Below are 11,223 nucleotides of genomic sequence, written 5' to 3'. Positions count from 1 at the left end.
GTGCACACCCGGGGCGCGGCGGTTCTGGAGCGGCTGCAGGACAAATCTGGCAGCGCCGAAACCTACCGTCGCACTGAACGTTCGGTCATCGACCCGCAGACCATGCCGCTGATCGCCCAGCTGACACAGCAGGGTCACCGCATCGGTGTCGCCGACGACATCAACTTCGAGTACGGCCTGAACTGCATTCTCGATCACGCCGGCCGGCTGATCGAGGCGCGCTAGACCTCGATCACCACGGCACCGCCCTGGCCGCCGCCGGCGCACATCGCCGCCACGCCGATTCCGCCACCGCGACGGCCCAACTCGTACACCAATGTGGTCAGCATCCGGGCGCCGCTGGCCGCGATCGGATGACCCAGGCTGCAACCACTGCCGTAGATGTTGACCCGGTCTTCGTCGAGGCCGTATTCGCGGCACGCGGCGATCGGCACCGACGCGAACGCCTCGTTGATCTCCCACAGCGTGACGTCGCCGGGCGCCAACCCGGCCCGCTCCAGCACCTTGCCGATCACCTTCACCGCGCCCAGACCGGTGTCCTTCGGGTCGACAGCGGCCGACGCCCACGCCTTGACCGAGCCCAGCGCCGTCAGCCCGTGCGAGCTGGCGAAGTCCTCGTCGGCCAGTGTCAGCGCGGCGGCCGCGTCGTTGGTTCCGCTGCTGTTGCCCGCGGTGATCGAGAAGCCCTCGATCTCCGGGTGCAACACCTTCAGCGACGCGAGCTTCTCCAGGGACGAGTTACGGCGCGGGTGTTCGTCGACGCTGAACTCGATCAGCGCGTCGTCGAGGCCCTTGATCTTGAGTGGGACGATCTCGTCGACGAAGGCGCCGCTGTCGATGGCTCCGATGGCACGCTGATGTGAACGGAAAGCCCAAGCGTCCATTTCCTCGCGGGTGATACCGACCGCCTGCGCGGTGTTCCACCCGACGGTGATCGACATGTCGCGGCCCGGCGCATCGGGCGTCTCGACGTGGGTCGGCGGAATCCAGCGCTCCTCGAATTCCAGGGTCGGACCGGGGATGCGCCAGTTCATCAGCGGGGTCATCGACAGCGACTGCACGCCACCGCCGACCACGACCTTCTCCGCGCCGGCGCCAATCTGTGCGGCCGCGTTCGCGACCGCGGTCAGGCTACCCGCGCAGTGCCGGTTGACGGCCTGCCCCGGAACCGACGTCATGCCTGATGCCGAAGCGGCGTAGCGCGCCATATCACCTCCGCCGTAATGCGATTCGGCGAATATCACATCGTCGATGTCGGACACCTCGACGCCGGAGCGGCGGACGACTTCCTGCAGGATCGTGGTCGCCAGTAACTCCGGCGTGGTGTTGACCAGCGAACCCTTGAACGACGTCGCGATGGCGGTCCGGACTGCACTGACGATGACGGGCTTGGGCATGAGATCGACCTTCGGTTCGGCTGCGTGCGGGTTTACAAAAAAGACTTAAAGCGTAAATCGTATCAGCTACCGTTGCATCGACGATATTGACTGGTTGCTGACGTCGCATTGCGCTGCAAGACTGACTCGGTGCAGCCGTTCGGATGGGAACTTCCGTACGCCTGGCCACGCAAGCCGGTGTTGGCGGCCGACGTCGTGTGCACGTCGCAACCTCTCGCCGCGCAGGCGGGTCTTCGGATGCTCGTAAGCGGCGGCAGCGCGGTCGATGCGGCGCTCGCCACCGCGATCGCGTTGACGGTGGTCGAACCGGTGTCCAACGGAATCGGATCGGACGCCTTCGCCATCGTGTGGGACGGTGGTGACCTGCACGGGTTGAATGCGTCCGGCCGCTCCCCGGCGGCGTGGACGCCGGAGTACTTCGGCGGCAAGGGTGTTCCGCTGCTCGGGTGGAACTCGGTCACCGTGCCCGGCGCCGTTTCGGCCTGGGTCGAGTTGCATGCCAAGTTCGGCAAGCTGCCGTTCGAGCGGCTGTTCGAGCCGGCAATCGCCTACGCCCGCAACGGCTTTCTTCTCTCGCCGACAATCGCCGACCAGTGGGCAGCCCAGGTTCCGATGTTCGAGTCGCAACCCGGATTCGCCGAGACCTTCATGCCCGGCGGGCGGGCACCGCGGCCAGGTGAACTGGTCACGTTGCCCGACCACGCCACCACGCTCGAAGCGATCGCTGCGACCCGCGGCGAGACGTTCTACCGCGGCGAACTCGCGTCCAGGCTCGAAGCCCACTCGACCGCGAACGGCGGGGCGATGCTGGCCGACGACCTCGCCGCCCATCGCGCCGACTGGGTCGGCACCATCGCCGGCGATTACCGCGGCTACACCATGCACGAGATCCCGCCCAACGGCCAGGGCATCGTTGCGTTGATCGCGCTCGGTATCCTCGAGCACTTCGACATGGCTTCGCTGCCAGTTGATTCCGCCGCCAGCGTGCATCTGCAGATCGAAGCGCTGAAACTCGCTTTCGGCGACGCGCAGGCCTACGTCGCAGACGTCGACTCCATGACGGTGGATCCGAAGAGCCTGCTCGACAAGGACTATCTGGGCGAGCGCGCCGCACTGATCGACCCGGACCGCGCTAGGCCGGTGTCAGCGGGGACGCCGCGCGGTGGCACGGTCTATCTCACCGCCGCAGATTCCTCCGGCGTCATGGTCTCGATGATCCAGTCCAACTACCTGGGATTCGGTTCCGGCGTGGTGGTGCCCGGCACCGGCATCGCATTGCAGAATCGCGGCTCGAGTTTTACCGCGCAACAAGGCCACCCGAACCAGGTGGGACCGAATAAGCGCCCGTACCACACCATCATCCCGGGTTTTCTGAGCAAGGACGGCGCCCCACTGATGAGCTTCGGGGTGATGGGCGGCCCGATGCAGCCGCAAGGCCATCTGCAGGTGGTAGCACGCATCGTCGATCACGGCCAGAACCCGCAGGCCGCGTGTGATGGTCCGCGATTCCGCTGGGCGCACGGCCTGCAGGTGTGCTGCGAGCCGGGCTTTGCGCCCGCGACCTTGGCCGGCCTGCAACAGCGCGGTCATCAGTTGAGCACTACCGGGGATTACAACCAGTTCGGTAGTTGTCAGGCGATCTGGCGACTCGACGACGGCTATCTGGGAGTTAGCGATCCACGCCGCGACGGCATGGCCGCCGGTTTCTGATGTCGTTGCTCTTCGCCTGGCTCAATACGGCTTGCTGAGTGGGTCGGGGTCGCCGCGTCTAGATCGACGTTCTGGCGGCAAAGTTCACGTGCAGGAGTGCCACAACGTCGATCTCGACGCGGGGAAGGCAACTCCCGGCCCCCGGCGAACCTGCCCGCCACACCACTAAAATCCTGTCGCGCAACTATATTCTGATTTTGCCTTCGGCGGCCGCTAGGCCGATGTCGGTGCGAAAATGGCTACCCAGCAACCGGATTGACCCGATGGTGTCGTAGGCCGCCGAGCGCGCGGCGGCCAAGTCGGGTCCGGTGCCGACGACCGACAGCACGCGACCGCCCGAGGACACGATCGCGCCGTCGTCGTTGCGGGCGGTCCCGGCGTGCAGAACACCGGCGGCCTCCGAGCCGACGATGGTGTCGCCCGTCCGCGGCTTGCCGGGGTAGTTCTCCGCCGCGAGCACGACCGTCACGGCAGCGCCGTCGCGCCAGTGCAAGTCGCCGAACTCTGCCAACGTCCCGGTGGCAGCCGCGTTGAGTAGTTGCCCGAGCGGCGACTCGAGTAGTGCCAGCACCGCCTGCGTCTCGGGATCCCCGAAGCGGCAGTTGAATTCGATGACAGCAGGGCCGTTTGACGTGATCGCCAATCCGGCGTACAGCAATCCGGAGAACGAGCTGTCGCGCCGAACAAGCTCGGCGGCAACAGGTTTCACGATGTCATCGACGATCGACCGGTAGACTTCGGCGGGCAGCCAAGGCAATGGCGCGTAGGCGCCCATTCCGCCGGTATTGGGGCCGGCGTCGCCGTCGCCGACCCGCTTGAAGTCCTGGGCCGCAAGCAGGGGCACCACGGTTTTCCCGTCGACGACGCAGAACAGTGACACCTCGGGCCCGTCGAGGAATGACTCCAGCAGCACCGGATGCCCGGACTCGAGCAGGCCCGCGGCGTGAACGCGCGCAACGTCACGGTCCGAGGTGACCACCACGCCCTTGCCGGCGGCCAGTCGGTCGTCCTTCACTACCCAGGCAGGATCACCGGTCCCCGGGCCGAACCGGCCCAGCGCATCGTCCAAATCCGCTGGGCTGTCGACGATCTCGCTGGAGGCGGTAGGCACCCCGGCGGCAGCCATCACGTCCTTCGCGAAGGCCTTGGACCCCTCGATCCGGGCCGCGTCCTTGCTGGGGCCGAAGCAGGCGATCCCTGCGGCGCGCAGCGCATCGGCCACGCCGAGCACAAGTGGAACTTCGGGCCCGATCACCACCAGGTCGGCGGAGATCTGGCGCGCCAGAGCCACCACGTCCTCGCACGAGGCGACGTCGACGTCGTGCTGGTCGGCTATCGACGCGGTGCCGGCATTACCAGGCGCAATTGCCAGCGCCTCGACCTGTGGATCGGCGCGCAACGCCAGCAAAAATGCGTGTTCGCGGGCACCGGAGCCGATCACCAGGACACGCACGACAACATTTTAGTCTGGCGACGACGCGCGCCACCCAGCGACTCGAGAAGGCGCCGGCCACATCAGCCCTCCGGGACGGGATCAGGCCTTTTTGTCGCCCGAGTGCATTTTCAGCGCACCCTCGACGTTGGCCTTCTTGTCTTCGCCGGCTCCCTTGGCCGCGGCTTTCTTCCGCTTCGCGACGACGCTGTCGACGGCCCCGTTGAGCGCCGAGCCCAGCGGGAAGCCGAGGTAGTGGGTGAGGAAGACCGCCATCTCTTTGAGTTCGCCCGCGGTGAGTTCGTCGTTGAGCAGGGCAGCGTTGATCTGGATCTCGGCCAGATCGCGGTTGCCGATCGCCGTCACCGCGGTGAGCGTCATGATCCGCTTGTCCCGCATCGACAAGCCCGGCCGATTCCAGATGGCGCCGAACAGGTGGTCGACGGTCAGATCGAAATACGGATCGCCCTCGATGTTGGGCATCTCCCAGCCGTAGACCTCGTTCATCTTCGCCAGGCCCTTGCTGCGTAGCTCGTCCATCACGCCTCTTTCGCTGTATGTGGCACCCCGAGCCCGGCTGCCAGCCCCCGGTAGGCCAGCTGCGCCAGCGGCAGGTCGACCGAGATCGAGTCACCCAGCGCCAGCGCCAGGCTCAGGTCCTTCTCCCCCAGCCCGCGCGTGTGCAGGAAAGGCTGGTACAGGAAGTTGTCCGGCTCGAGGTCTGTCATGTCGTCGCGCACCATGATCGCGCCCGGTCCGCTGGTGAGCGCGTCGGTATGCCGCACCACCCGGCCCAGGGCCTGCAAATCCAGCCCGGCCGCCTCAGCAAGTTTCATCGCCTCGCACGCCGCGACGTAGGACGTGAACGTCAACATGTTGCGCGCCAACTTCATCCGGGTTCCCGCGCCCGGCTCGCCGGCGTGCACGACCATGGCGGCCCAGTGCTTGAACGCCGGCTTGATGCGCTCGTAGACCTCGCGGTCAGCACCCACCATGGTGGCCAGCTTGCCTTCGGCGGCAGCCGCCGCGCCACCACTCACGGGGGCGTCGACGACGTGAATGCCTTGGGGCTTGAGCTCACGGGCGAGTTGCACCGCGGTGCTATCGCTGATGGTCGAATGGATGGCGAAGACCGTTGCAGGCTTTGCGTGAGCAGCCAATTCGCCGACAACCGCGCGCACCTGTGCGTCATCGAGGACGGTGATGTGGATGATGTCGGCGTCCGCCACCTCGGCCACGCTGTCGGCCAGTCGCGCGCCCTTTTCGGCCAGCGGCGTCATCGCCTCGGCGCGGATGTCGTAAACCGTGACGCTGCCCGGCCATTCGGTCATCTTGGTGGCCATCGGGGCGCCCATGTTGCCGAGGCCGATGTAGCCGAGCGTCAAGTCAGTCATGATCGGAAGATCTGTCCGCCGTCGACGTTGAAGATCTGTCCGGTGATCCAGGATGCCTCGTCGGACAACAAGAATAGCAGCATGCCTACCAGGTCTTCAGGAGTTCCCATGCGCGACATAGGAATACCTTTGACAATGTCGGCGACCATCTCCTGTGGAGTCGTCGTCCGGTTCGCCTCGGTATCTATGGGCCCCGGAGCGATCGCGTTGATCCGAATGTTCTGGCCCGCGAGTTCGGTTGCCAGTTGCTGGGTGAGCCCGTTGACGCCGACCTTGGCCAGGCCATAGAAGTTCGAGTACAGCCATGCTGCAGTGGAGGATTGGTTGACGATCGAACCGCCGCCGCGCTTGGCCATCTTCTTGTACACCGCGCGGGTACACCACAGTGCGCCGTCGAGGTTCACGCTCATGAACTTCTTGTAGTACTCGGGGTCGACGGTGAGCAAGAAGTCGAGCTTCATGCCGCCGAAGATTGCGGCGTTGTTGACCAGATAGTCGATGCCCCCGAACTCGGCGAGCGTTTGGTCGGCCATCGCCTTGGCCGAGGCCGGGTCCGACACGTCGACCGTGATGGCCAGCGCGGTACCGCCGTCAGCGCCGATCTGCTTGGCAACCCTTTGTGCCGCTTCGGCGTTGATGTCGGCGACGATGACGCCTGCGCCCTCGCGGGCCAGCGCCTCGGCGTAGGCTTGGCCGATACCGCCACCGGATCCGGTCACGATGGCGACTTTGTTCTCGAACCGCATGGTGTCCTCTCGGGCCGTCACTGGACCGCCGTGGCGATGGTTTTGATCTCCAGATATTCCTCGAAACCGGCGAGGCCCATCTCGCGCCCGATGCCGGACTGTTTGTAGCCGCCGAACGGCGCGTCAGCCGAGTACCAGACGCCACCGTTGACGTTGACGGTCCCGACCCGCAGACGGGACGCGAAGCCGGCCGCCCGCTCGGGGTCGGCGCTGAATACGGTGCCGGACAAGCCATACGGCGAGTCATTGGCGATGCGTAGCGCGTCTGCGTCGCCGTCGTGGGCGATGACGGTGAGTACCGGTCCGAAAATCTCTTCGCGGGCGGGGCGGGCGTCGTTGGTCAAACCGGCGATCACGGTCGGCTCGATGAAGAACCCGGTGTCCCGATCGGCAGGGCGGCCGCCACCGCACGCAAACGTTCCGCCTTCGACAACGGCCAGGTCGAGGTAGCTCTGCACCCGATCCCGTTGCCGCGCCGAAATCACTGGCCCACAGATGGTTCCGGCGTTGTTCGGGTCGCCGGGTTTGATTGACCCCATGGTGCCCGCGGCGATCGCGACGGCCTCGTCGTATTTGGCCCGCGGCACAACCAGTCGGGTCGTGATCGCGCAGCCCTGTCCGGCGTGCATCGAGGCGGTGAACGCAGCTACCGAGCAGGCGCCGTTCAGGTCCGCGTCGTCGAGCACCACGAACGCCGATTTGCCGCCCAATTCCAGGAAGACCTTTTTCACGGTCGCCGCGGCGTCGGTCATCACGGCACGGCCGGTGGCGGTGGAACCGGTGAACGACACCAAGTCGACCCGTGGATCTTTGGCCAACAGAGCGCCCACGCTGTGGTCGCTGGAGGTGATGATGTTGACCACGCCGGGCGGGAAATCGGTGTGCTCGGCAATGATTTCACCGAGCACCGCCGCGCACCACGGCGTGTCGGGCGCGGGCTTGAGCACGATGGTGTTGCCCGCGGCGAGCGCGGGACCCAGCTTGGCGAGGTTGATCTGGTGCGGGAAGTTCCACGGCGTGATCGCGCCGACGACGCCGACCGCCTCGCGGGCGATCGTGCGCCGGGTGGGAATCCCCATCGGGGACGCCGCACCGAGGTCGGCGTTCCATTGATACGACTCGGCGGTGTCGGCGGCGAAGCTTAGATCCCCGACCGGTCCCTCCAGTTGCGCTGCGGCGGTGAGCATCCGGGGTGCGCCCACCTCGGCGATGGTGATCTCGCGAAGCTCTTCGACATGCTGTTGCATCGCGTCGCGCAACTGGCGGATGCAGCGCACCCGAAGCTCGGTGTTGCGCGACCAGTCGGTGTCGTCGAAGGCCCGACGGGCCGCCTCAATCGCGTAGCCCATGTCTGCCGCGTCGGCGTCGGCCGCGACGCCCAACACCTCCTCGGTAGCCGGGTCGAGCGTGGCAAAGGTGCCCTGGTTGCCGCTCGTCAGCTTGCCGTCGATGAGCAGCGAGCTCACCCCGTCGGCCAGCAATGCCATGGTCGCCTCCACCGCTGATGTCAATGGACAGTTGTCCGAATTTCTTCCGTTGAAGATAGTCTCCGCGCCGCCGCTAAGGCAAGTGCAACCGGCGGTCGATGACCGCACACTCCCAGCTAGATAGTATTTCTCCGAATGCACTTGCCCGCTGGGCGTGGTTTCGATTACCTTGGACAAGTGTCCAGCGATCAAGCGGTCACGATCACTTCAGACGCCGGCGATCCGGCCGGTGACGTGCCACGCAACCGTCGACAAGAAGAGACCTTCCGCAGGGTCCTCGCCGCAGGAGTCGAAGTCCTACGGGAGACGTCCTATGCCGATCTGACTGTGCGCGCCGTCGCTGCCCGCGCCAAGGTCGCTCCGGCGACGGCCTACACCTACTTCTCGTCAAAGAATCATCTGATTGCCGAGGTCTACCTCGACCTGGTACGGCAGGTCCCCTACTTCACCGACGTGAACGAGCCGATGCCGACGCGCGTGGACCAGGCGTTGCGTCATCTCGCCCTGGTCGTCGCCGACGAACCCGAGGTTGCCGCGGCCTGCACGACTGCATTGCTCGGCGGCGGCGGCGATCCGGCCGTCAGGACGGTGCGCGACCGCATCGGTGCCGAGATCCACCGGCGCATCACCTCGGCCATCGGTCCCGACGCCGAACCCCGCATCGTGTCGGTTCTGGAGATGACGTTCTTCGGCGCGCTCGTCAACGCCGCCAGCGGCGCCTACACCTACCACCAGATTGCCGACCACCTCGCGTACGCGGTCGGCCTCATCGTCACGACGGAAGCCTGATGACCACCATCGACCAGCCGGTACTGGATCCATACGACTACGACTTCCACGAAGACCCGTACCCGTACTACAAGCGACTGCGCGAGCAGGCTCCGCTGTATCACAACGAGGAATTGGGCTTCTGGGCGTTGTCCCGCCACCAGGACGTGCACCAGGGCTTCCGCAACAGCATCACGCTGTCGAACAAGTACGGCGTCTCACTGGACCCGGCGTCGCGCGGACCGCACGCCGCCAAGACCATGTCTTTTTTGGCGATGGACGACCCGGCGCACCTGCGGCTGCGGACACTGGTCTCAAAAGGCTTCACACCCAGGCGTATTCGTGAACTCGAGCCGCGCGTCACCGAGATCGCAACCCGGCACCTGGATGTCATGCTGGAGAAAGCGGCATCCGGTGTCGCCGTCGACTACGTCGACGAGTTCGCCGGCAAGCTGCCGATGGACGTCATCTCCGAGTTGATGGGTGTGCCCGAACCCGATCGAGCGCCGGTGCGGGCTTGGGCTGACGGCGTGATGCACCGCGACGAAGGCGTGACCGATGTCCCGCCGCAGGCCATCGAGGCCTCGCTCAACCTGATTGTCTACTACCAGGAGATGGTCGCCGAGCGGCGCAAGAAGCCGTCCGACGACCTGACCACGGCACTACTGCAAGCCGAGATCGACGGCGACCGGCTCACCGACGAAGAAGTCCTCGGCTTCATGTTCCTGATGGTGATCGCCGGAAACGAGACAACCACCAAACTGCTTGCCAACGCTGCGTTTTGGGGTCATCGCAACCCTGACCAGCTGGTGGGAGTCTATGAAGACCTGTCCCGGGTACCGCTGTGGGTCGAGGAGACATTGCGCTACGACACCTCCAGCCAGATCCTGGCCCGCTCGGTGGCCGGTGGATTGACCCTGTACGACACCACCATTCCCGACGGCGACGTTCTGTTGTTGCTACCCGGTTCCGGACACCGCGACGAACGCGCCTTCGATAATCCCGACGACTTCGTCATCGGGCGCGATATCGGTTCCAAACTGTTGAGTTTCGGCAGCGGTGCGCACTTCTGCCTGGGCGCGCACCTGGCGCGGATGGAAGCCCGGGTTGCCCTCACCGAACTAGTCACCCGAATCCGCACATACGAAGTCGACGAGCAGAACTCGGTCCGCGTCCATTCCAGCAACGTCCGTGGATTTGCCCACCTGCCGATGACCCTGGAGGTCCGCTGAATGCCCCGCTTTGACCCCCTGCCCGAGCGTCGCCCGGCGATCGTGGCGGGCGCGTCGTCCGGTATCGGCGAAGCCACCGCCATCGAACTGGCCGCGCACGGCTTCCCCGTCGCCCTGGGCGCCCGCCGCGTGGCGAAACTCGACGAGACCGTGGGCAAGATCAACGCCGACGGCGGCGAGGCGGTCGGCTTCCACCTCGACGTCACCGACCCTGAGTCGGTCACATCCTTTGTTGCGCAATCGACCGAGGCGCTCGGCGCGATCGAGGTACTGGTGGCCGGTGCGGGTGACACCTACTTCGGCAAGCTCGCCGAGATCACCGGCGACGAATTCGACTCTCAGCTGCAGATCCATCTGGTCGGCGCCTTCCGGTTGGCCTCAGCGGTGCTGCCGGGGATGATCGCGCGGCAGCGCGGCGACCTGATCTTCGTCGGATCCGACGTGGCGCTGCGTCAGCGGCCGCACATGGGCGCCTACGGCGCGGCCAAAGCCGCACTCGTAGCGATGGTCAGCAACTTCCAGATGGAACTGGAGGGCACCGGCGTACGGGCGTCGATCGTGCACCCCGGTCCGACCAAGACGTCGATGGGCTGGAGTTTGCCAGCGGAGAAAATCGGCCCCGCACTTGAGGATTGGGCCAAATGGGGCCAAGCGCGCCACGACTACTTCTTGCGGGCCGCCGACCTCGGCCGCGCCATCAGGTTCGTCGCCGAGACACCGCGCGGCGGCTGCATCGCCAACATGGAGCTTCAGCCCGAGGCTCCGTTGGCCGACAAGACAGATCGCCAGAAGCTTGCACTCGGCGAAGAAGGGATACCCAGCCAATGACTAAATCCCTAACTGTGCCAAGGGTTTCCGGTGGCGAAGAAGAGCACGGCCACCTCGAGGAATTCCGCACCGACCCGATCGGTTTGATGAAGCGCATCCGCGACGAATGCGGCGACGTCGGCTGGTTCCAGCTCGTCGACAAGCACGTCATCTTTTTGTCCGGCGCCGACGCCAACGAATTCTTCTTCCGCAGCGCCGACGAGGATCTCGACCAGGCCGAGGCCTACCC

Annotated in this window: 10 protein-coding genes and 2 pseudogenes; 6 read left to right on the top strand and 6 right to left on the bottom strand. The window is 65.7% G+C overall.

All coding sequences use genetic code 11. The features are described 5' to 3' along the window. Positions 1-225: pseudogene (locus AC2VOG_RS01940) on the top strand (TetR/AcrR family transcriptional regulator); the annotation flags it as partial. Here AC2VOG_RS01940 and AC2VOG_RS01935 read toward each other — a convergent pair. Continuing rightward, positions 222-1,397, bottom strand: coding sequence for a thiolase family protein (locus AC2VOG_RS01935; protein ID WP_486938228.1), 1,176 nt, complete (start codon positions 1,395-1,397; stop codon positions 222-224). The pseudogene AC2VOG_RS01940 and the gene AC2VOG_RS01935 sit on opposite strands and share 4 nt — an antisense overlap. 129 nt (positions 1,398-1,526) lie before the next feature. Here AC2VOG_RS01935 and AC2VOG_RS01930 point away from each other — a divergent pair, with 129 nt between their 5' ends. Beyond that, positions 1,527-3,107, top strand: a complete 1,581-nt coding sequence (locus AC2VOG_RS01930; protein WP_486938227.1) for a gamma-glutamyltransferase family protein — start codon at positions 1,527-1,529, stop codon at positions 3,105-3,107. 184 nt (positions 3,108-3,291) lie between these two features. On the opposite strand, the gene purD is transcribed toward AC2VOG_RS01930, so the two are convergent. The 5 genes from purD to AC2VOG_RS01905 form a co-directional block, all read right to left on the bottom strand. Beyond that, positions 3,292-4,560, bottom strand: a complete 1,269-nt coding sequence (gene purD, locus AC2VOG_RS01925) for a phosphoribosylamine--glycine ligase (protein WP_486938226.1) — start codon at positions 4,558-4,560, stop codon at positions 3,292-3,294. A gap of 81 nt (positions 4,561-4,641) precedes the next feature. Beyond that, positions 4,642-5,079: a carboxymuconolactone decarboxylase family protein gene (locus tag AC2VOG_RS01920; RefSeq protein WP_486938225.1), complete on the bottom strand. Its 438-nt coding sequence runs from the start codon at positions 5,077-5,079 to the stop codon at positions 4,642-4,644. Continuing rightward, complete coding sequence (locus AC2VOG_RS01915) at positions 5,079-5,933, bottom strand: NAD(P)-dependent oxidoreductase (RefSeq protein WP_486938224.1); 855 nt, start codon at positions 5,931-5,933, stop codon at positions 5,079-5,081. The genes AC2VOG_RS01920 and AC2VOG_RS01915 overlap by 1 nt, the downstream gene beginning before the upstream one ends. Then, on the bottom strand, positions 5,930-6,679 hold the full coding sequence (locus AC2VOG_RS01910; protein WP_486938229.1) for an SDR family oxidoreductase: 750 nt from the start codon (positions 6,677-6,679) through the stop codon (positions 5,930-5,932). Before AC2VOG_RS01910 ends, AC2VOG_RS01915 begins: the two co-directional genes overlap by 4 nt. A 17-nt stretch (positions 6,680-6,696) precedes the next feature. Beyond that, positions 6,697-8,166: an aldehyde dehydrogenase gene (locus tag AC2VOG_RS01905; RefSeq protein ID WP_486938223.1), complete on the bottom strand. Its 1,470-nt coding sequence runs from the start codon at positions 8,164-8,166 to the stop codon at positions 6,697-6,699. 177 nt (positions 8,167-8,343) lie between these two features. On the opposite strand from AC2VOG_RS01905, the gene AC2VOG_RS01900 reads away from it, so the two are divergent. The 4 genes and pseudogenes from AC2VOG_RS01900 to AC2VOG_RS01885 form a co-directional block, all read left to right on the top strand. After that, the gene (locus tag AC2VOG_RS01900; protein WP_486938221.1) at positions 8,344-8,955 is read left to right on the top strand and encodes a TetR family transcriptional regulator; all 612 of its coding nucleotides are present in this window, start codon (positions 8,344-8,346) and stop codon (positions 8,953-8,955) included. Next, entirely contained in the window at positions 8,955-10,166 is a 1,212-nt protein-coding gene (locus AC2VOG_RS01895; protein WP_486938220.1) for a cytochrome P450, read from the top strand. The genes AC2VOG_RS01900 and AC2VOG_RS01895 overlap by 1 nt, the downstream gene beginning before the upstream one ends. Then, positions 10,167-10,994, top strand: coding sequence for an SDR family oxidoreductase (locus tag AC2VOG_RS01890; protein ID WP_486938219.1), 828 nt, complete (start codon positions 10,167-10,169; stop codon positions 10,992-10,994). After that, positions 10,991-11,223: pseudogene (locus AC2VOG_RS01885) on the top strand (cytochrome P450); the annotation flags it as partial. The gene AC2VOG_RS01890 and the pseudogene AC2VOG_RS01885, both read left to right, overlap by 4 nt.

This window comes from Mycobacterium sp. TH-M11, assembly GCF_057473725.1.
The sequence above is the reverse complement of the archived record's forward strand: the minus strand, read 5'-3'. Positions and strand labels throughout refer to the sequence as shown.

What these genes read in the sequence shown, in the direction of transcription:
- AC2VOG_RS01935 (WP_486938228.1), bottom strand. Translation starts at nt 1,397, where the DNA reads ATGCCCAAGCCCGTCATCGTCAGTGCAGTCCGGACCGCCATCGCGACG.
- AC2VOG_RS01920 (WP_486938225.1), bottom strand. Translation starts at nt 5,079, where the DNA reads ATGGACGAGCTACGCAGCAAGGGCCTGGCGAAGATGAACGAGGTCTAC.
- AC2VOG_RS01915 (WP_486938224.1), bottom strand. Translation starts at nt 5,933, where the DNA reads ATGACTGACTTGACGCTCGGCTACATCGGCCTCGGCAACATGGGCGCC.
- AC2VOG_RS01910 (WP_486938229.1), bottom strand. Translation starts at nt 6,679, where the DNA reads ATGCGGTTCGAGAACAAAGTCGCCATCGTGACCGGATCCGGTGGCGGT.
- AC2VOG_RS01905 (WP_486938223.1), bottom strand. Translation starts at nt 8,166, where the DNA reads ATGGCATTGCTGGCCGACGGGGTGAGCTCGCTGCTCATCGACGGCAAG.
- AC2VOG_RS01895 (WP_486938220.1), top strand. Translation starts at nt 8,955, where the DNA reads ATGACCACCATCGACCAGCCGGTACTGGATCCATACGACTACGACTTC.
- AC2VOG_RS01890 (WP_486938219.1), top strand. Translation starts at nt 10,167, where the DNA reads ATGCCCCGCTTTGACCCCCTGCCCGAGCGTCGCCCGGCGATCGTGGCG.